A 19,638-nucleotide genomic window follows, 5' to 3' on the forward strand; every position below is an offset into this window, starting at 1 on the left:
AGTCGCGAGGACACGCGCCCGGCTGCCGCTGCAACGTCTGCACGGCGCGCGAAACGCGCCGTCCGGCGCGAAAAACGATGCTGAAATTGTACCGGAGTCGTTGCAATGCAACCGTGTCCGGCTAGGGTCGCATCGAGCGCCGTCCGGTGCGTGCGGTCCACAGTTTTTCCAGCGCGCCCTCGGCGATCGGCTTGATGAGCGTGCCGGACATCTGCGCGTCCCACGTCTGCACGGAGAACGGATGCGCGCGCAATTCGTCGCGCGTGACGACGACCTGCTCGCGCGCATCGACGAGCCAGTCATAAACGAAGTCGATGCGCAGCCGATAGCCGCGCTTGGCTCCGGCATCCGGCACTTCGTACGGCGCGCGCGTCACCCAGCCCGACGCGAACACGCCCCTGGGTTCCTGCGACACGCGATGCACGAAGACCCGATCGCCCGGCAAGAGTCCGCGCGCGGTGCCGCAGCCCCATACGTCGGCGACGGCATCGCCTGCGGCGACGCGCCGCGCGAACTCGGGCAAGTCGGGCCACGGCCATTTCTTTGGGCTCCAGATCAGCAGAAAGGCGGTCATGGGTTCGGTCGGACGAGAAGAGAGCGATGAGCTTAACGCAGCGTCGCGACCGGGGCCGGATCGCGGCAAGGGCTCGCGTACAATGTTTGCTCCTTGCGCGGTAAGGATACCGCGCGGCCTCAACGCTTCCCCGTCTCCCGAACTCCATGTCCGACACCACCCGGCGCCGGCCCGATGGCCGTTTGATCCTTCTGCTCGGCGCGCTCGCCGCGTGCGGCCCGCTGTCGATCGACATGTATCTGCCGAGCCTGCCGTCGCTCGCCGCCGCGTTCGGCACGAGCCCGGCCGCCGCGCAAAGCACGCTGACGAGCTTCATGTTCGGCTTCTCGTTCGGCATGCTGCTCTACGGTCCGATGTCCGACGCCTATGGCCGCCGCCCCGTCCTGCTCGGCGGCATCGCGCTGTACGCGCTCGCGAGCATCGGCTGCGCGGCGGCGTTTTCCATCGACGCGCTCGTCTTCGTGCGCTTCCTGCAGGCGCTCGGCGCGGGCGCGGCGTCGGTGCTCGCGCGCGCGATCGCCCGCGACGCCCACGCGCCGACCGACGCGGCACGCGTCCTGTCGATGCTGTCCATCGTCACGTCGATCGGACCGTTGCTCGCGCCGCTGATCGGCGGGCAATTGCTGCTGCTGGGCAGCTGGCGCGTCGTGTTCGTCGCGCTGACGCTCTTCGGCGTGACATGCGCGGTGACGGCGTATCTGCGCGTGCCGGAGACATGGCCTAAGGAAAGGCGCGCGAGCGCGGCGGTCGGCAAATCGTTCGCCGCTTACGGGCATCTGCTGACCGATCCCGTCACCTGGGGCCACATGATGTGCGGCGGCATGGCTTTCGCGTCGATGTTCGCGTACATCACCGCCACGCCGTTCGTCTATATCGATTACTTCCACGTCAGGCCGCAGTATTACGGGCTGCTGTTCGGCCTGAACATCGTCGGCATCATCGCGGGGAATGTGCTCAACACGAAGTTCGTCGGCCGCGTCGGCGCGATGAAGATGATTTCGGCTGCATCGTTCGTGAGCGTCGCGGCGGCGCTCGCGGTCGCGTTCGTGGCGCTGACGGGCTTGGGCGGCCTGTGGTCGATCGTCGTGACGCTGTTCTTCGTGGTCGGCGTGGTCGGACTGCTGTCGGCCAATTGCACGACCGAGCTGATGCATCGGTATCCGCACAACGCGGGCGCGGCCGCCGCGGTTTTCGGCGCGATGCAGCTCGCGCTCGGCGCGCTCGCGAGTCTCGCCGTCGGCTTGTTTCACGATGTTTCGCCGCATGGAATGGGCATCGTGATAGGCGTGTGCGGCGTGCTGACATTCGCCGGGCGCACGCTGGTGCTGCGCTCGCACGCGGCGCCCGTGAAGGTCTGAACGGCGCGCAGAAACAAAAAAGCCTCGCTATGTGGCGAGGCTCAACATTTGATGCTCGTTTTTGCGGTCTCGAATCAGATGTGCCTGGGTCAAAGGTGCTTCCTGGGTCGATCGCAGTTGTTTGTCGATTCGGTAACTTACTGGGTCAAAGTTGTTTACCGGCTCGCTTCGGTCGCAGGGGCAATAGGCATGTTCTCCAGATGAGCGATCAGTGGTGCCTGGGTCAAAGGTGCTTCCTGATCGGGTTCGTGTCGATTCGGTTATTCCTCGTTGCCGTTTCAGCCTTGTCGACGAAGCTCGACTGCATCAAGGAATGAGACGAGTGTAGGCCGTCGTCGAACGACGACATATCGAAGGAATTCGAATCGGTGGGCAAGGGCGCGTGACGGCCGAAACGCGCTGTTGCGCGCCGTGAAACCGATGTTCGCCTAAACTGCGCGCGCGAGCGTCGGCATGGGCGGCGCGAGACGAATGCCGCGCGCCGCGAGCGCGGACAGCGTGGCCTCGTTGACATCGGAGATCACGCAGAGCGCGACGATCTCATGCAGGTTCGACGTGACGAAGGCGCGTTCGCCGGCGGCGGCGAACGCATCGGGGTCGAGCGTGAAGCGTGTCGGCGGGATCGGTATCGGCATGACTCGGGAAGCGCATTCGAAGGGTCCAGATCCTGCAGAATGCGTTCGCGCTTCTCGATAGGCATCGACTGAAACGTCCCCGCGTGCTGCTATTCGAGCGGGCCGATCGTCGCCGCGAGAAACGTGAAGGCCGCGGCTTCCGCCTGCGCGACCGCTCCGGGTTCGACGCCCGCGCCGTGCCCGCCGTCGCCGGTCTCCTGATACCAGACGTCGGCGTGGCCTTGCGCCTGCATCTTCGCGGCCATCTTGCGCGCGTGGCCGGGATGCACGCGGTCGTCGCTCGTCGATGACGTGAACAGCGCCGGCGGATACGTCACGTCGGCCTTCACGTTCTGATACGGCGAATACGCCATCAGATGATGAAGATCGCCGGCGTCGTCGGGATCGCCGTATTCGTCGATCCACGATGCGCCTTGCAGCAGCAAGTGAAAGCGCGCCATATCGAGCAGCGGCACTTCGGACAGCACGGCGCCGAAAAGCTCGGGCCGTTGGACCATGCACGCGCCGGTGAGCAGGCCGCCGTTGCTGCCGCCCCGAATGGCGAGCTTCTTCGGCGTCGTGACGCCGCCATCGACGAGCGCTTGCGCCACCGCGGTGAAATCATCGAACGAAATTTGACGGTTCTCGCGCAATGCCGCCTGATGCCACGCCGGGCCGAACTCGCCGCCGCCACGGATATTCGCGACCGCGTACAGCCCGCCGCGTTCGAGCCACGCGATGCCCGTGGTTGCGTCGTAGCCGGGGTCGAGCGCGACTTCGAAGCCGCCGTAGCCGTAGAGCAGGCAAGGGCGCGGTTCGGCGGTGGTCTCGATGTCTCTTCCGATCAGCCAGTACGGAATGCGCTCGCCGTCCGGCGCGATCGCGTGGCGGCGCACGGCGGCGAGACCGGTTGCGTCGAATTGCGCGGGAAGGCGCGCGAGCAGTCGCCAGGGCGCGTCGCTGGCGAGATCGGCGTGATAGAGCGACGGCGGCAACAGAAAATGCTCGACGTGGATGAGCACGGTGTCGTCACGTTCGCTGTCGATCGAATCGACCCATGACTGGCTCGCTTCCGGCAGCGCGAATTCGCGCGCCTGCCATGCGTCATCGGGATTCGCGTCCGGGCGCAGCAGCGTGACGCGCGGCGTGCCGTCATCCATCTGCGAAACGATGAGGAACTGCTTCGTGAAGTCGATGCCCGCGAGGACGAGGCGTTCCGACGGCGTGAAAAGCGCCGTGAACCGGCGCGAGCCGGCGAGAAACGCGTCGCGGCGGATGACGGTCAGCGTGCCGGGCGCGTAGCGGCGCCCGCCCGCGTTCCAGAACTTGCGCGGCGTGACGAAGAGCCAGCCGTTCCAGTGCTCAATTTCCGCGTGCGACGGCAGATCGTACTGGCGCCATTCGTTGGCGGTTTCGTCGAGCCAGTAGTTGAGCGTGTCGTAGAACGTGACCGCGCGCGACGCGAGATGCAGCTTCTCGATCGGATCGTAGTCCACGCCCGCCGACACGTCGCGCCGATTGCCTTCGAACACGACGGGCGCATCCGCGAGCGGCGTGCCGCGCTTCCAGCGACGCGCCTGCCGTGGAAATCCGGATGTCGTCAGCGCGGGGCTCGGGTTCGTCTTGCTGTCGTCCCAGCCGACGTACACGGTGTCGCGATCGATCCACGAGATGTCGTGCTTGCCGACATCGGGCAATGCGAAGCCATCCGCGACGAACGTTTTCGACGCGATCTCGAACTCGCGCACCATGCACGCGTCCGAGCCGCCCGGCGACAGGCTCACGAGCGCGCGATCGTAGTCGGGATAGAGCATGTCGAAGTCGGCGAGGGCCCAGCGTGTGTCGCCCACCGCGTCGGTGTTCAGGTCGAGCGCGTCGACGTCGAGGATCGTTTCCCATGCGGGCTTGCCTTCGAGCCACGCAGACCACGGCGTGCGGCGTACGATGCCGAGCGGATGCGCGTCGTCCTGCCATGTGTTGTAGCCCCAGTCGCCGTAACGCGAACAGGCGACGATGCGGTCTTTCGACGTGTACGCCTTTTCGAGCCGGCCGGCGAGGGCGCGCGCGTCGGGCGTGTTGCCGAACGCGGCTTCGGTGCGGCGGTTCTGGGCGTCGATCCACGACTGCACGCGGGCGTCGTCGAGCGCTTCGAGGCCGATGAAGGGATCGGGGCCGTCGGAGGGCGGCCAGGCGAGTTCGGGATTCTGATCGAGGATGGTCATGCGGAATCGGAGCTTCGAAAGGCAAAACGCCGATTGTGCCTGTTATGGCGGCGCAATGAAAAAGCCGCGCATCAGCGCGGCTTTCAACTTCAACGACCAGGCAGACTCAAGCCAGCCGCTCTTCCGTCTGCGGATCGAACAGCACGGCCTTCGACACATCGAACAGCAGGGTCATGTTCGTCATCGGCTGCGGATTGCTCGCAGGGTGCACGCGCGACACGACGCGCTTGCCGTTCACCTGCGCGAACACGAGCGTGTCCGGGCCGGTCGGCTCGATCACGTCGACGCGCACGTCGACCGGCTGCAGGCTCGCATCCGACACATCGTGCGCGCTGCGCGAATCGGTGATGCGCTCCGGACGCAGGCCCAGAATCACATCCTGCCCGACCTTGCTGCGCAAACGACCCGCATCGAACGGCAGATTCAGCACCTTCTGCGTGACGCCCGTATCGAGTTGCAAACCGACGCCCGAACCCGACTCGACGAGCTTGCCCGTGATGAAGTTCATCGGCGGCGCGCCGATAAAGCCCGCGACGAACAGATTCGACGGCGAATCGTAAATCTCCTGCGGCGCGCCGAACTGCTGCACGATGCCGTCCTTCATCACCGCGATGCGATCGCCGAGCGTCATCGCTTCGATCTGATCGTGCGTCACGTAGACGATCGTCGTGCCGAGGCGCTGATGCAAGAGCTTGATCTCCGAACGCATCTCGATGCGCAGCTTCGCGTCGAGGTTCGAAAGCGGCTCGTCGAACAGGAACATCACCGGATCGCGTGCGAGGGCGCGGCCCATCGCGACGCGCTGACGCTGCCCGCCCGACAGTTGCCCCGGCTTGCGATCGAGCAGATGACCGATCTGCAGCGTCTCCGACACGCGATCGACGATCTTCTTCTGCTCGTCCTTCGGCACCTTGCGAATGTTGAGACCGAACGAGATGTTGTCGCGCACGCTCATCGAAGGGTAGAGCGCGTAGGACTGGAACACCATCGCGATATCGCGGTCCTTCGGCGAGAGGTCGTTGACCGTCTTGCCGTCGATCATGATGTCGCCACGGGTCACGGTCTCCAGACCCGCGATCATGTTCAGCAGGGTCGACTTGCCGCAGCCCGAGCCGCCGACGAGGATCAGGAACTGACCGTCCTCGATATCGATATTGACGCCCTTGAGAACCGGCACCCCGTTCGGGTAGGTCTTGTACACGTCACGGATGGAAAGGCTTGCCATGTGAATCCTCTATCTCTCGATACTGCTCGTTTAACCCTTCACCGCGCCGGCCGTCAGCCCGCGCACGAAATAACGTCCCGCGATCATGTAGACGAGGATCGTCGGCAATGCGGCGATGATCGCGCCGGCCATGTCGACGTTGTATTCCTTCACGCCCGTCGATGTGTTCACGAGGTTGTTCAGCGCCACCGTGATCGGCATGGAATCCACGCCCGAAAACACGATACCGAACAGGAAATCGTTCCAGATCTGCGTGAATTGCCAGATCAGGCACACCATGAAGATCGGCAGCGACACCGGCAGCAGAATCTTCGTGAAAATGGTGAAGAAACCTGCGCCGTCGATGCGCGCCGCCTTCACGAGCTCGGCCGGAATGCTCACGTAGAAGTTGCGGAAGAACATCGTCGTGAACGCGATGCCGTAGATCACATGCACGAGCACGAGGCCGGTCGTCGTGTTCGAAAGGCCGAGAAAGCCCTGCAGACGCGCCATCGGAAGAAGGATCGCCTGGAAGGGGATGAAGCAGCCGACGAGCAGCATCGTGAAGATGGCGTCCGCGCCGCGGAAGCGCCAGTGCGTGAGCACGTAGCCGTTGAACGCGCCGATGAACGACGAGATCAGCACGGCGGGGATCACCATGCGGACCGAGTTCATGAAGAACGGCTCCATGCCGTCGCAGCGCACGCCGGTACACGCTTCCTGCCACGCTTTGACCCACGGCGCGAACGTGAAGTGCGTCGGCGGCGTGAGCAGATTGCCCGTGCGAAGCTGGTCGAGATCCTTGAACGACGTCGACAGCATCACGTAGATCGGGAACAGGAAGTAGAGCGCGAAAAGTATGAGCACCGCGTAGATGACGGCGCGGCTCAGGGTCATCTTAGGCTGCATTGCGGGTGCTCCTCGATTCGAGATACATGAGCGGCACGAGCACGGCGACGACGGTGGCGAGCATCATCATCGACGATGCGGCGCCCACGCCCAGTTGCCCGCGATTGAACGAGAACGTGTACATGAAGATTGCCGGCAGCGACGACGACGTGCCCGGACCGCCCGCCGTCAACGCGACGACGAGGTCGAAGGTCTTGATCGTGATGTGGCAGAGGATCAGCAGCACGGAGAAGAACACCGGGCGCATGCTCGGAATCACGATCTTGCGGTAGATGGTCGGCAGCGTCGCGCCATCGACTTGCGCGGCCTTGAAAATTTCGCCGTCGACGCCGCGCAGACCGGCGAGGAAGAGCGCCATCACGAAGCCCGTCGATTGCCACACCGCGGCGATCACGACGCAGAAAATCGCCTTGTCCGGGTCGCCGAGCCAGTTGAACGAGAAACTCGTCCAGCCCCAGTCATGAAATACTTTCTCAAGACCGAGGCCGGGGTTCAGAATCCACTGCCACGCGGTGCCGGTCACGATGAACGAAAGCGCCATCGGATAGAGGAAGACCGCGCGCAATGCACCTTCGTTGCGGATCTTCTGGTCGAGAAGGATCGCAAGGAAAAGGCCGAGGAACACGCAAATCCCGATGAACGGAATGCCGAACCAGCCGAGGTTGGCGGCGGAAGTCCACCAGACGTCGTTGGCGAAAAGCTGTTTGTAGCGGTCGAAGCCCGCGAAATCGTAGCGCGGCATGAGCCGCGATTCGGAAAGCGACAGATACCCGGTAATGGCGATGAAGCCGTACACGAAAACGAGCGCGATCACGACGCTGGGAGCGAGCACCAGCTTCGGAATCATGCGATCGGCGAGCGCCGCCGTCGGTGACGCGCGACGGGGCGGGTTTTGCGGTTTCTTGTCCGCGGCGATGGAGGCAGTCACGACTCGACTCCTGGAAGATGCGCCGGCGCTTTTCGTGCGTTTAGGTGCACTGACTGGCGCTTCTGTGGCGAATGCCTGCTGGCGCTGAAATGTTGCGACGTTACAGATGCAGTCCTGCTCTGTCTTGCCCCGCCCGGCGCATGCCTTTCGCACACGCGCCGGGCGGATGCGGCCTTACTTCGTCTTGGCGGCGTTCGCGAGTGCGGCAACCGCGCTCTTCGAATCCTGCGACGAATTCATGAACTTCGTCACGACGTCGGTCATCGCGCCGGCGACGGCATCGCCCTGAGCCATGCCGTGCGCGAGCGACGGAACATAGCCGCCCGATTTGATCGCCGTCTGTTCATCAGCGTAGGACTTCTTCGCGCAGTCGTCGAACTTATCCATCGGGACGCCGAGACGCACCGGGATCGACCCCTTGTTCAGACTGAACTGCTCCTGGAATTCCGGCGTCATGATGGTCTTCGCGAGCGCGAGCTGGCCCGGCGTCGCAGCCTTCTGGCCCTTCTGCTGGAAGAACACGAACGAGTCGACGTTGAACGTGTAGGCCTTCTCCGTGCCCGGCACCGGCGCGCACACGTAGTCCGTGCCCGCCTTCTTGCCGGCGCCGGCGAATTCGCCCTTCGCCCAGTCGCCCATGAACTGCATGCCGGCCTTGCCGTTGATGACCATCGCGGTCGCGAGGTTCCAGTCGCGGCCCGTGCGGCCGCTATCGAAGTAGCCCTGGATCTTGCGGACCGTGTCGAACACCTGAACCATCTTGTCCGAGGTCAAGGTCTTCTGATCGAGATCGACGATCGCCTTCTTGTAGAAGTCCGCGCCCTGCGACAGCACGACGTCTTCCCACAGCGTCAGGTCCTGCCACGGCTGGCCGCCCATCGCGATCGGCATGATGCCCGCGGCCTTCATCTTGTCGGCGACCTGGAAGAACTCGTTCCAGTTGGTCGGGACCTTGCCGCCCGCCTTGTCGAGCGCGGCCTTGTTGATGTACAGCCAGTTCACGCGATGCACCGAGAAGGGCGCGGCGACGTAGTGGCCGTCGGCGTGGATGATCTTGTCGATTTCCGGCGGCAGGTTCTTTTTCCAGTCGCCCGCGACGGAATCGATCGGCACGAGGACGCCTTGCTCGGCCCATTCCTGGATCAGCGGACCCTTGATCTGCGCCGCCGACGGCGCGTTGCCCGAGATGACCTGCGTCTTCAGCGCGGTCATCGCGGCCGCGCCCGCACCGCCCGCGACAGCGAAGTCCTTCCAGGTGTAACCCTGCTTCGTCATGTCGTCCTTGAGCACGCCGACAGCCTTGGATTCGCCGCCGGACGTCCACCAGTGCAACACGGAAACGGCCTCGGCAGCCTGAACCGCCGACGCCGTCGCGCCGCACAGAAGACCTGCGGCGCACAGCGCGCCCATGAGCTTACGGACTTTCATTGTTTATCTCCTCCAGACACCTGACAAGAAACGATTGGCTCCCGATGCAGCCAGAAGCATGGCTAAGAAGCGGTGGTCGAAAAAACGGCAAAACTGGATGGCCGGGAATCGGCGGTGTCGGCGGGGATGCGGCAGGCGCGAGTCACGACGGACGCGACGTGCCGGGCCGGCAGACCGATAGTCGGCCGCACGGCGCTCAAGAGATGAGTGGGTTGAATCGCAACGGCTGTCTCCTCTTTTGATTTTTACCCGTTCGTTCGAGCGTTGCCCCGAAAGACGCACTCGACGGCGAGGCGCGAGGCCTGAACGATCGTGAGCCGCAAGGGGCGCTTTCCGTGGAAAGCGGCGCGCCGCGCGCTCCGTTAACATGCGCTCAGAACGATCATCTGTAAAAAAGCTCGTCACCAGACTTGTCTGATTGACTTTGGCAATTTTCTGTAGATGACATTTCCTCTTGATTTGGATTGTAGTTAAACTACAATTCAGTGTCAAAAAAAATTTTATCGGACTACGCTGTCATCCGTAGTCACCCGGGCGACTCGCCCCGATTCGACTCACATCCGCTCTCGAACCCACGTAGAGACTCATGCAAAGCGACTCGAACTTCACCTTCGTACTCTTCGGCGGCACCGGCGACCTCTCCATGCGCAAGATTCTTCCCGCGCTCTTCGAGGCGCATCGCGCGGGCATGCTCAATCCGGCGGGCAGAATCGTCTCGGTCGCGCGCGAGGCCAAGCAGCAAGAGGAATACCGCGCGTGGGTCGAGGATCACGTGAAGCCGCATGTAGCGAAGAACGGCATCGATGAAGCCGCGTGGCAGAGCTTCATCGAGCGCTTCGAGTACGTCGGGCTGGACCTGGGACGTCCGGAGGACTTCGTCGTCTTGCGCGACGCGCTCGCCCGGTTCGACGGCACGCGCGTCTTCTATCTGGCGACGGGGCCGTCGCTGTTCGTGCCGATCTGCCGGGCGCTGGCCGATGTCGGCCTGAACCAGAACGCGCGCATCGTGCTCGAAAAGCCGCTCGGCTACGACCTGAAGTCGTCGAACGCGATCAACGACGCCGTCGGCGAAATCTTCCAGGAAGAGCAGATCTATCGGATCGATCACTATCTCGGCAAGGAGCCGGTGCAGAACCTGCTCGCGCTGCGCTTCGGCAACGCGCTTTTCGAGCCGCTGTGGCGGCGGGAATGGGTCGAGAGCATCCAGATCACGATCGCCGAGGAACTGGGCGTGGAAGCGCGCGGCGACTTCTACGACAATACGGGCGCGCTGCGCGACATGGTGCAGAACCACTTGCTCCAGTTGCTTTCCATCGTGACGATGGAGCCGCCGCACTCGATGGACTCCGACTCCGTGCGCGACGAGAAACTGCGCGTGCTGCGCGCGCTCAAGCCCGTCGACGAGCGCGACATCAGCCGCGTCGCGGTGCGCGGGCAATATCATGCGGGTGTGATCCGCGGTACGGCGGTGCCCGCGTACGTGACCGAGCCGGGCGTGCGCCCCGACAGCACGACGGAAACTTTCGTCGCTCTGAAGGTGGAGATCGAGAATTGGCGTTGGGCGGGCGTGCCGTTTTTCCTGCGCACCGGCAAGCGGCTCGCGGATCGCGTCGCGGAGATCGTCGTGAATTTCCGCGCGGTGCCGCATTCGGCGCTCGGCGCGAACGCATTGCGCGCGGGCGCGAACCGTCTCGTGATCCGGTTGCAGCCGAACGAGTCGATTCGTCTCTACTGCCTGGCGAAGCAGCCGGGCGAGGGCATGAACCTCGCGAGCGTGCATCTGGATCTCGCGTTCGATCAGTTCTTCAAGGAAGGACAGATGGAGGCGTATCAGCGGCTTCTGCTCGATGTGATTCACGGCCGCCTCGCGCTTTTCGTGCGGCGCGACGAGCAGGAAGCGGCGTGGCGCTGGGTCGAGCCGATCCTGAACGCGTGGGCATCGGCGACCAGCAAGCCGAAGCCGTATGCGGCGGGCACGTGGGGACCGGCGGCATCGAGCGCGATGCTCGCGCAGGCGGGCACATGCTGGCTGGAAGAAGAGAATTGAGGGAGTGACGCCGACGCAGCCCGCAAGAGGCGCGCGGCGCGCACGAAGATTCAGGACACCGCTTCGCCCGTCATTGCGACGGCGCGAACAGAAAGCGGATCGATAAACCAGAACAAGCAGGAGGAGCAGTGATCGAGCTTCATACTTTCGACGATCCGCGCGCCCATTCGAACGCGCTGGCGAAAGCCGTGAGCGACGCGCTGAAAGCGTCCCTCGCGGCAAGAGGCGCGGCATCGGCCGATGCCGCCGGACAAACCGCTCACGCCACGCTGGCGGTCTCGGGCGGCACGAGTCCGAAACCGTTCTTGCAGTCGCTCTCGCGCGAGCCGCTCGACTGGGCGCACATCGACGTGACGCTCGTCGACGACCGCTGGGTGCCCGAAACCGATTCCGCGAGCAACGCGCAGCTCGTGCGCGACACGCTGCTGCAGAACGCGGCGGCGTCGGCGTATTTCCTGCCGCTCGTCGATACGGCCAAGCCGCTCGAGGCGCACATCGCCGAACTGAACGCCGATCCGCGCCGCCGTCTGCCGGACGTGGCCGTGCTCGGCATGGGCGAGGACGGCCACACGGCCTCGATTTTCGCCGACGCGCCCGAATGGGATTTCGCGATCTCCACGCCGGACCGGTTCATCGCCGTGCATCCGGGCGCGGCGCCGCATGCGCGCGTGAGCCTGTCGATGTCGGCGCTCAAGCAGATCGGGCAGTTGTATCTGTTCATCGCCGGGCAGAAGAAACTCGACGTCCTGAACGCGGCGCTCGCCGCGCCGCAAAAAAACGCCATCTCGACGCTGGCCCACGCTGAAGGAGTGAAGCTCGATGTCTACTGGTGTGCATAAGACAGCGGCTCAGCACGCCGACGGACCGCGGCTTCTGGCCGACATCGGCGGCACGAACGCGCGCTTCGCGCTGGAGACCGCAACCGGCGAGATCGGGCAGATCCGCGTGTATCCGGGGGCCGATTACCCCGGCATCGCGGAGGTGATGCAGCAGTATCTGAAGGACACGAAGGTCGGCCGCGTCAATCATGCGGCGATCGCGATCGCGAATCCGGTCGACGGCGATCACGTGAAGATGACCAATCACGACTGGAGCTTCTCGATCGAGGCGACGCGCCGCGCGCTCGGCTTCGACACGCTGCTCGTCGTGAACGACTTCACCGCGCTCGCGATGGCGCTGCCCGGCCTGACCGACGCCCAGCGCGAACAGGTCGGCGGCGGCTCGCGGCGGCAGAACAGCGTGATCGGTCTGCTCGGCCCCGGCACGGGTTTGGGCGTCTCCGGGCTGATTCCGGCGGACGATCGCTGGATCGCGCTCGGCAGCGAAGGCGGTCACGCGACGTTTTCGCCGTTCGACGAGAACGAAGACCTCGTCACCCGCTATGCGCGCCGCAAGTTTCCGCACGTCTCGTTCGAGCGCGTGTGCGCGGGGCAGGGGCTGGAGCTGATCTACCGGGCGTTCGCGGAGCGCGACAACGTCACGGTCGCCGACACCTTCACCGCCGCCGATGTCACGACGCGCGCGCTGCAAGGCGAGCCGCTCGCGCTCGAAACGGTGAACTGTTTCTGCGCGATCCTCGGCACGTTCGCGGGCAATATCGCGGTGACGCTGGGCGCGCTGGGCGGCATTTACATCGGCGGCGGCATCGTGCTGAAGCTCGGCGAGCTGTTCCACAAGTCGCCGTTTCGCGAGCGCTTCGAGTCGAAAGGGCGCTTCCAGCAGTATCTGTCGGGCATTCCGACGTACATCATCACGGCGGAATATCCGGCGTTTCTCGGCGTGTCGGCGATTTTGTCGGAACAGTTGTCGAATCGCGCGAACAGCGGTTCGTCGGCCGTGTTCGAACGCATCCGCCAGATGCGTGACGCGCTGACGCCCGCCGAGCGGCGCGTCGCCGATCTCGCGCTGAATCATCCGCGCTCGATCATCAACGATCCGATCATCGACATCGCGCGCAAGGCCGACGTCAGCCAGCCGACGGTAATCCGCTTTTGCCGCTCGCTCGGCTGCCAGGGCTTGTCCGACTTCAAGCTGAAGCTCGCGACCGGCTTGACCGGCACCATTCCGGTGAGCCACAGCCAGGTGCATCTCGGCGATACGGCCACGGACTTCGGCGCGAAGGTGCTCGACAACACCGTGTCGGCGATCCTGCAGTTGCGCGAGCATCTGAACTTCGAGAACGTCGAGCGCGCGATCGATATCCTCAACGGCGCGCGGCGCATCGAGTTCTACGGGCTCGGGAATTCGAATATCGTCGCGCAGGACGCGCACTACAAGTTCTTCCGCTTCGGCATTCCGACGATCGCGTACGGCGACCTGTACATGCAGGCGGCGTCCGCGGCGCTGCTCGGCAAGGGCGATGTGATCGTGGCGGTGTCGAAGTCGGGGCGCGCGCCGGAACTGCTGCGCGTGCTCGAAGTGGCGATGCAGCAAGGCGCGACGGTCATCGCTATTACGTCGAGCAACACGCCGCTCGCCAAGCGCGCGACGGTCGCGCTGGAGACGGATCACATCGAGATCCGCGAGTCGCAGCTTTCGATGATCTCGCGCATTCTGCACCTCGTCATCATCGACATTCTCGCGGTCGGCGTCGCGATTCGCCGTGCCGCGCCGAAGCCCGGCGCGAAGATCAGCGAGACGGTCGCGAAGGCGCGTCAGTCGAGCGACGATGACGCCGCCGCCGTGCTCGACTGGCTGAGCCACGGCGCATCGGGAATGGCGCGCGACTGAAGCGCTTTCGAAGCGCGATGAACGAAGGGCCGCCGATGCGAATCGGCGGCCCTTTGTCTTGCGGATCGAACCGGCGCGTCAGAACGAGTGCTGGATGCCCGCGTACACGCCCGACTGGCTGTGTCCGACGAGCGGGTTGTCCGTCGCCGCCGACGTGCCGTAGTTGTTGGCGTTCAGGCCGTAGTTCGCGGTGCTGCTGTTGCGCACCGTGGCGATCTGAATGTCGAACAGCGTGCGCTTCGAGATGTTGTACGAACCGCCGACCGAATAGATGGTCGCGTTGCCCGCGCCGTTGTTGCCGTTCACGTGATACACCGCGCCGATCAGCGCCGCTGCCGGCGTGGCTTGCCACGTCACGCCGCCCCATTCGTGATCGAGCGTGCTCGGCTGGCCGGGCAGCAGGTTCGTCATGCCGGACGTGCGGATCGCCTGATAGCCGCCCTGCAGCTTGAACTGGCCGAGGAACACGTTGAACATCGCCGTGTATTCGCGCGAGTAGGCGTAGGCACCGTTGCCCGTGCTGTAGTCACCGCCGAGCGTGCCGTTCGCCGGGTTGCGGATCTCGTCGTAGATGCCGCGCACCTGAAACAGCGGCGATGTGTAGGTGATCTGCGCACCGGCCTGACGGCCCTGCGGCGTGGTGCCGTTGCCGTTCCAGTTGGTCGCGTTGGACAGCGCGTACTGGCCGTAGAAATCGAAGCCCGCGAACTTCGGCGACTGATACGAAATGTTGTTGCTCGACTGCGGCCAGTTGCGGCCACGCACCAGCGATGCCGACGACCAGTTCGACTGACCGAACGGATCGAAGTCCCATATGCCGTTCGAGATGAAGAGCTCACGGCCGAGCAGAACCGTACCGAACTGATCGTTGGCGATACCGACCGTCGCCCAGCGATTGAAGAGGTTGCCTTGCGCCTGGCCGTTCATCGCGTTGAAGCCGTTTTCCAGCCGGAAAACGGCGCGGTTGCCGCCGCCCAGGTCCTCGGCGCCCTTGATGCCCCACAGGCTCGTGCCCCAATCGCCGCTTTCGGCGCGAAAACGATGCGTGCTGCCGCCGGCGCCGTCGGGCACGCCGCTCATGTATTCGAGTCCCGCGTCGATGCGGCCGTACAGCGTCACGCTGCTCTGTGCATGTGCCGCTGCGCTGAACGCCATGAGTGCTGCCGACGCGAGCAATACCTTCTTCATCATCCCCTCCAAAACGCTGTCAAAGAAAACATGTGCATGACGAGGCATCGCGATCACGCCGCGATCCGCGTCATTTCTCGAATTCGGAGGGATTGTGAAGTAGAACTACTTTGTCGGATGCCCGGTTTTGTAGTTTTAGTTGCCGAGTTGACAAATGTCGTGCGCGGGCAGGATACCGTCGGCATCGACGTTCGTTATGCCCAACTGCAAACGCCCGAAAGTCTCGCGATCCAATAAAAAACGGTGCGATACCCTTTCGGGCACCGCACCGATACGCGCCTCTCGCAGCAGCGTGAAAACCTTCTAAAAGACTTTTCTGTCAGACCCGTTGCTTAGAACGAGTGCTGGATACCTGCGTACACGCCCGTCTGGCTGTGGCCAGGGAACGGGTTGTCCGTCGAAGCAGCCGAGCCATAGTTGTTGGCGTTCAGACCGTAGTTCGCGGCCTTGCTGTTCTGCACCGTCGCAACCTGCAGGTCGAGCAGCGTGCGCTTGGACAGGTTGTACGAGCCGCCGACCGTGTAGATGGTCGCGTTACCCGCGCCGTTGTTGCCGTTGACGTGGTACACCGCCGCGATCAGCGCTGCTGCCGGCGTGGCTTGCCACGTCACGCCGCCCCATTCGTGATCGAGCGTGGTCGGCTGGCCGGGCAACTGGCCCGTCATGCCCGAGCTGCGGATTGCCTGATAAGCGCCCTGTACCTTGAACTGACCGAGGAACAGGTTGAACATCGCCGTGTACTCGCGCGAGTACGCATAGACGCCGTTGCCGCCCGAGCCGCCGTCGATCGGGTTGTACGCGCCGCCGAGCGTACCGTTTGCCGGGTTGCGGATTTCGTCGTACATACCGCGAATCTGGAAGAGGGGCGTCGTGTACGTGATGTACGCGCCCGCTTCGCGGCCTTGCGGCGTCGTGCCGTTACCGTTCCAGTTCGTCGCGTTCGAGAGCGAGTACTGACCGTAGAAGTCGAAACCCGCGAACTTCGGCGACTGGTACGAAATGTTGTTGCTCGACTGCGGCCAGTTGCGGCCACGCACCAGCGATGCGGACGACCAGTTCGACTGACCGAACGGATCGAAGTCCCATACGCCGTTGGCGATGAAGAGTTCACGACCCAGCAACAGCGTACCGAACTGATTGTTCGCGATACCGACCGTCGCCCAGCGATTGAAGAGGCCGCCGCCGCCCGGGCCTTGACCCGTCATGGTGTTGAAGCTGCCTTCCAACTGGAACACGGCGCGATAGCCGCCGCCCAGATCTTCGACGCCCTTCAAACCCCACAAGCTCGTGCCCCAATCGCCGCTTTCCGCCTTGAAGCGGTGCGAAGAGCCGGTGGCGGGCGCGCCGGCCGGACCGGTCGGCACACCGTTCATGTATTCGAGCCCCGCGTCCAGGCGGCCATACAGCGTCACGCTGCTCTGAGCGTGCGCCCCCGCGCTGAACGCCAGCAGTGCTGCCGACGCGAGCAAAGCTTTCTTCATCATCTCCTCCAACCCTGTCAAGAAATAGAACCCAAGTGCTGCTGTGTGGTTCGATGCGAGCGCACCCAACCGAAAATGTTTTCAGAGGAAGGACACGCGCGGGCTGTAGTGCTAGTGACGATTCGCACGTCGTGGGCGCGAATCTGACCCCGATCCGTCGATCGGTGCCGTTCCTCAGTTTCTTTTGGACTTTTGAAGTAAAACTACTTTTTGTGTACTTCGTTTTGGTACTTTCGTTACCAATTTAACAAATTACGTTATGGTCGCCAAAGAAAAATGACGATCGCCGACCGTTTGTGTCAAAAATGCAATGCCCATGTGCTAGGCAGTCGACCCACAGGATGGGAAATACGCCGCAAAGCCTTATTCCATCAGGGCTTCAGCGGCATGTAAGTTTCGGGGTCAGGTTTGTCGCCTATTGACGCGCGCTCGCCGCGGCGCTAGGTCGAGTCAGGGCGCGAAAGAGGTCTAAAGCCTTGCGGCCGGGCGTAAAAAAAGCGCCTCACGGACGCTTTTTTTGGAGTGGAAGGCTGCTTCCGGCAGCGATCGCTTACTTCAGGCTGCCCGACAGAAACTGCTTCAGGCGCTCGCTCTTCGTGTTGCCGAACACGGCATCCGGATGGCCTTCTTCCTCGATGCGCCCCTGATGCAGAAAGACCACATGGTTCGACACGTTGCGCGCGAACGCCATCTCGTGCGTGACGACTATCATCGTGCGGCCTTCCTCGGCGAGCGTCTGCATCACCTTCAGCACTTCGCCGACGAGCTCCGGATCGAGCGCGGAGGTCGGCTCGTCGAAGAGCATGACATCGGGATGCATCGCGAGCGCCCGCGCGATGGCCACGCGCTGCTGCTGCCCGCCCGACAGATGCGACGGGTACTGCTTCTCCACGCGCGGCGCGAGCCCGACTTTCTCCAGATAGGTACGCGCGCGCTCCTCCGCTTCTTTCCGCGAAAGTCCGAGCACGTTGACGGGCGCCTCGATCACGTTCTCCAGCACGTTCATGTGCGACCAGAGATTGAAGTGCTGGAAGACCATCGACAGTTTCGAGCGAACCTGCCGCAATTGCTGCGCGTCCGCCGCCTTCAGCGCGCCGGTCTTGTCCTTCATCGTGCGGACTTCTTTCCCGTCGACGAAGATGCGCCCCTGATTCGGCTGTTCGAGAAAGTTGATACAGCGCAGCATCGTGCTCTTGCCCGAGCCCGACGACCCGATGATGCTGATGACGTCGCCGGCCTTCGCCTTCAGCGACACGCCCTTGAGAACTTCGTTGCTGCCGTACTGCTTGTGAATGTCATCGACGAAAAGCTTGTGCTGCTGGGAAATCATGAACGGTCCTTGAGCGGCGGTGAACTTATTTGCCTTGCGGCCGCAAATAAGCGAGCCAGCGATGCTCGGCGCGGCGGAACAGCCACACGAGCGCGAACGAAATGCAGAGGTAGAGCAGGGCGGCGAGGCCGAACGCCTCGAACGACTGATACGTCGCCGAGTTGACATCGCGCGCGATCTTGAGGATGTCCGGCACGGTCGCCGTGAACGCGACGGTGGTCGCGTGCAGCATCAGAATGACTTCGTTGCTGTAGTAAGGCAGCGCGCGCCGCAACGCCGACGGAAGAATCACGCGCCGATACAGCGTGAAGCTCGACATGCCATACGCGCGCGCGGCTTCGATTTCGCCGTAGGGCGTCGCCTTGATCGCGCCGGCGAAAATCTCGGTGGTGTAGGCGCACGTATTCAGCGTGAACGCGAGCAGCGTGCAGTTCATCCCGCTTCTGAAGAACTCGGAAAGCAGCATGTGATCGCGCACGACCTGGAGGCTATACAGGCCCGTGTAGCAGAGCAGCAATTGCACATAGAGCGGCGTGCCGCGAAACACGTAGGTATAGAGCCACACCGAACGCGAGAGCAGCTTGTTCTTCGACACCCGCGCGACCGCGAGCGGCACCGAAAGACAAAAGCCGAGGCCGATGGAGATGACGAGCAGCCACATCGTGATCGCGAGACCGGTGATGCGGTAGCCGTCGGTGAAGAGGTAATTCTTCCAGTATTCCTGGATGATTTCGATCATGATCCCTGCCGCCCTGTAATGGACCGATTAGAGGTCGGCCTTGCGCACGCCGATGGAATAGCGCCGCTCCAGCCAGATCAGCACGAGATTCGAGATCGTGGTGATCGCGAGATAGATCGCGCCCGCGAGCAGCGTGAAGAAGAAGAAACGCAGCGTGCCCTTGCCCGCGTCCTGCGAGGCCTTGACGACGTCCGCGAGACCGATGATCGACACGAGCGCCGTCGCCTTGACCATCACCTGCCAGTTGTTGCCGATGCCCGGCAGCGCGAAACGCATCATCTGCGGAAACATGATGCGCGCGAAGGTCTGCCACGGCGTCATGCCGTAGGCCGCGCCCGCTTCGAGCTGGCCGCGCGGCACGGAAAGAAACGCGCCGCGGAAGGTTTCGGTGAAATACGCGCCGTAGATGAAGCCGAGCACCAGAATGCCGGCGAGGAATGGATCGATGTCGATCTGATCCCAGCCCATCGCGTCGGTGAAGAGATTCAGCCAGATCTGGATGCTGTAGAAGAGCAGCAGCATCAGCACGAGATCGGGCACGCCGCGGATGAGCGTCGTGTAGACGGTGCCGACGCCCGACGCGACGCGGTTCTTCGACAGCTTCGCCGCCGCGCCGATCAGGCCGATCACGAAGGCGAACACGAGCGACAGCACCGCCAGCTTGACGGTCTGCCAGGTGCCCGCGAGGATCAGCGGACCGTAGCCTTGCAACATGGTGATTCCTTGGTAAGGTGCCTGACGTGCATGGAGTGTGACGAGCGCGGCGGTCGGTATTCTAGATGGCCAAAATTGCGAGCAGCCGCTGCTGCTAACCCTGCCAACGTTTCCGATGCGTTTTTCCGGCGCATCGCGGCGCGTTCCCGGCGTCTCGCGGGCGTTCCCAACC

Annotated in this window: 16 protein-coding genes; 4 read left to right on the forward strand and 12 right to left on the reverse strand. The window is 63.5% G+C overall.

Annotated features, from left to right (window positions below):
• Positions 1-121 precede the first annotated feature (121 nt).
• Positions 122-574: a hypothetical protein gene (locus NCS02_RS04320; RefSeq protein ID WP_244807814.1), complete on the reverse strand. Its 453-nt coding sequence runs from the start codon at positions 572-574 to the stop codon at positions 122-124.
• A 146-nt stretch (positions 575-720) separates the two neighbouring features.
• Here NCS02_RS04320 and NCS02_RS04325 point away from each other — a divergent pair, with 146 nt between their 5' ends.
• The gene (locus NCS02_RS04325; protein ID WP_008350845.1) at positions 721-1,932 is read left to right on the forward strand and encodes a Bcr/CflA family multidrug efflux MFS transporter; all 1,212 of its coding nucleotides are present in this window, start codon (positions 721-723) and stop codon (positions 1,930-1,932) included.
• Positions 1,933-2,360: 428 nt separating this feature from the next.
• Here NCS02_RS04325 and NCS02_RS04330 read toward each other — a convergent pair whose 3' ends face one another.
• The 6 genes from NCS02_RS04330 to NCS02_RS04355 form a co-directional block, all read right to left on the reverse strand.
• A complete protein-coding gene (locus NCS02_RS04330) occupies positions 2,361-2,567 on the reverse strand; it encodes a hypothetical protein (protein ID WP_244807815.1) in 207 nt (68 codons plus the stop codon).
• A gap of 89 nt (positions 2,568-2,656) precedes the next feature.
• Complete coding sequence (locus tag NCS02_RS04335; protein ID WP_244807816.1) at positions 2,657-4,768, reverse strand: prolyl oligopeptidase family serine peptidase; 2,112 nt, start codon at positions 4,766-4,768, stop codon at positions 2,657-2,659.
• A 106-nt stretch (positions 4,769-4,874) separates the two neighbouring features.
• The gene (locus NCS02_RS04340) at positions 4,875-5,993 is read right to left on the reverse strand and encodes an ABC transporter ATP-binding protein (protein WP_008350840.1); all 1,119 of its coding nucleotides are present in this window, start codon (positions 5,991-5,993) and stop codon (positions 4,875-4,877) included.
• Between the two features lie 30 nt (positions 5,994-6,023).
• On the reverse strand, positions 6,024-6,881 hold the full coding sequence (locus NCS02_RS04345; RefSeq protein WP_008350838.1) for a carbohydrate ABC transporter permease: 858 nt from the start codon (positions 6,879-6,881) through the stop codon (positions 6,024-6,026).
• Positions 6,871-7,728 carry a carbohydrate ABC transporter permease gene (locus tag NCS02_RS04350; protein ID WP_235366287.1) on the reverse strand — a complete coding sequence of 286 codons (858 nt, stop codon included), beginning with the start codon at positions 7,726-7,728 and terminating at the stop codon, positions 6,871-6,873. The genes NCS02_RS04345 and NCS02_RS04350 overlap by 11 nt, the downstream gene beginning before the upstream one ends.
• A gap of 255 nt (positions 7,729-7,983) precedes the next feature.
• Positions 7,984-9,237 carry an ABC transporter substrate-binding protein gene (locus NCS02_RS04355; RefSeq protein WP_008350833.1) on the reverse strand — a complete coding sequence of 418 codons (1,254 nt, stop codon included), beginning with the start codon at positions 9,235-9,237 and terminating at the stop codon, positions 7,984-7,986.
• Positions 9,238-9,823: 586 nt separating this feature from the next.
• Between NCS02_RS04355 and zwf the strand changes: the two genes are divergently transcribed.
• The 3 genes from zwf (at position 9,824) to NCS02_RS04370 (ending at position 14,014) form a co-directional block, all read left to right on the forward strand.
• Positions 9,824-11,284 (forward strand): glucose-6-phosphate dehydrogenase, encoded by a 1,461-nt coding sequence (gene zwf / locus NCS02_RS04360; protein ID WP_244807818.1) that lies wholly within the window; start codon positions 9,824-9,826, stop codon positions 11,282-11,284.
• 128 nt (positions 11,285-11,412) lie between these two features.
• The gene (gene pgl / locus NCS02_RS04365) at positions 11,413-12,123 is read left to right on the forward strand and encodes a 6-phosphogluconolactonase (protein WP_175981807.1); all 711 of its coding nucleotides are present in this window, start codon (positions 11,413-11,415) and stop codon (positions 12,121-12,123) included.
• Entirely contained in the window at positions 12,104-14,014 is a 1,911-nt protein-coding gene (locus tag NCS02_RS04370; protein WP_033536676.1) for a bifunctional transcriptional regulator/glucokinase, read from the forward strand. Before pgl ends, NCS02_RS04370 begins: the two co-directional genes overlap by 20 nt.
• A gap of 78 nt (positions 14,015-14,092) precedes the next feature.
• Here NCS02_RS04370 and NCS02_RS04375 read toward each other — a convergent pair whose 3' ends face one another.
• The 5 genes from NCS02_RS04375 to NCS02_RS04395 form a co-directional block, all read right to left on the reverse strand.
• Entirely contained in the window at positions 14,093-15,202 is a 1,110-nt protein-coding gene (locus NCS02_RS04375; protein ID WP_008350824.1) for a porin, read from the reverse strand.
• A gap of 332 nt (positions 15,203-15,534) precedes the next feature.
• Positions 15,535-16,683: a porin gene (locus tag NCS02_RS04380; protein WP_008350822.1), complete on the reverse strand. Its 1,149-nt coding sequence runs from the start codon at positions 16,681-16,683 to the stop codon at positions 15,535-15,537.
• Positions 16,684-17,233: 550 nt separating this feature from the next.
• Entirely contained in the window at positions 17,234-18,013 is a 780-nt protein-coding gene (locus tag NCS02_RS04385; protein WP_008350821.1) for an ABC transporter ATP-binding protein, read from the reverse strand.
• 25 nt (positions 18,014-18,038) lie between these two features.
• Positions 18,039-18,752, reverse strand: coding sequence for an ABC transporter permease (locus tag NCS02_RS04390; RefSeq protein WP_008350819.1), 714 nt, complete (start codon positions 18,750-18,752; stop codon positions 18,039-18,041).
• Positions 18,753-18,779: 27 nt separating this feature from the next.
• The gene (locus NCS02_RS04395) at positions 18,780-19,466 is read right to left on the reverse strand and encodes an ABC transporter permease (RefSeq protein ID WP_008350817.1); all 687 of its coding nucleotides are present in this window, start codon (positions 19,464-19,466) and stop codon (positions 18,780-18,782) included.
• Positions 19,467-19,638: the final 172 nt, after the last annotated feature.

Origin of the sequence: Caballeronia sp. NCF2, from assembly GCF_023631205.1 — a bacterium.
Classification (GTDB): domain Bacteria; phylum Pseudomonadota; class Gammaproteobacteria; order Burkholderiales; family Burkholderiaceae; genus Caballeronia; species Caballeronia zhejiangensis.

Bases quoted from the DNA above. Each gene is read 5' to 3' on its own strand.
- NCS02_RS04320 (WP_244807814.1), bottom strand. From the start codon at position 574: ATGACCGCCTTTCTGCTGATCTGGAGCCCAAAGAAATGGCCGTGGCCC.
- NCS02_RS04325 (WP_008350845.1), top strand. From the start codon at position 721: ATGTCCGACACCACCCGGCGCCGGCCCGATGGCCGTTTGATCCTTCTG.
- NCS02_RS04330 (WP_244807815.1), bottom strand. From the start codon at position 2,567: ATGCCGATACCGATCCCGCCGACACGCTTCACGCTCGACCCCGATGCG.
- NCS02_RS04335 (WP_244807816.1), bottom strand. From the start codon at position 4,768: ATGACCATCCTCGATCAGAATCCCGAACTCGCCTGGCCGCCCTCCGAC.
- NCS02_RS04340 (WP_008350840.1), bottom strand. From the start codon at position 5,993: ATGGCAAGCCTTTCCATCCGTGACGTGTACAAGACCTACCCGAACGGG.
- NCS02_RS04345 (WP_008350838.1), bottom strand. From the start codon at position 6,881: ATGCAGCCTAAGATGACCCTGAGCCGCGCCGTCATCTACGCGGTGCTC.
- NCS02_RS04350 (WP_235366287.1), bottom strand. From the start codon at position 7,728: ATGATTCCGAAGCTGGTGCTCGCTCCCAGCGTCGTGATCGCGCTCGTT.
- NCS02_RS04355 (WP_008350833.1), bottom strand. From the start codon at position 9,237: ATGAAAGTCCGTAAGCTCATGGGCGCGCTGTGCGCCGCAGGTCTTCTG.
- zwf (WP_244807818.1), top strand. From the start codon at position 9,824: ATGCAAAGCGACTCGAACTTCACCTTCGTACTCTTCGGCGGCACCGGC.
- NCS02_RS04370 (WP_033536676.1), top strand. From the start codon at position 12,104: ATGTCTACTGGTGTGCATAAGACAGCGGCTCAGCACGCCGACGGACCG.
- NCS02_RS04375 (WP_008350824.1), bottom strand. From the start codon at position 15,202: ATGAAGAAGGTATTGCTCGCGTCGGCAGCACTCATGGCGTTCAGCGCA.
- NCS02_RS04380 (WP_008350822.1), bottom strand. From the start codon at position 16,683: ATGAAGAAAGCTTTGCTCGCGTCGGCAGCACTGCTGGCGTTCAGCGCG.
- NCS02_RS04385 (WP_008350821.1), bottom strand. From the start codon at position 18,013: ATGATTTCCCAGCAGCACAAGCTTTTCGTCGATGACATTCACAAGCAG.
- NCS02_RS04390 (WP_008350819.1), bottom strand. From the start codon at position 18,752: ATGATCGAAATCATCCAGGAATACTGGAAGAATTACCTCTTCACCGAC.
- NCS02_RS04395 (WP_008350817.1), bottom strand. From the start codon at position 19,466: ATGTTGCAAGGCTACGGTCCGCTGATCCTCGCGGGCACCTGGCAGACC.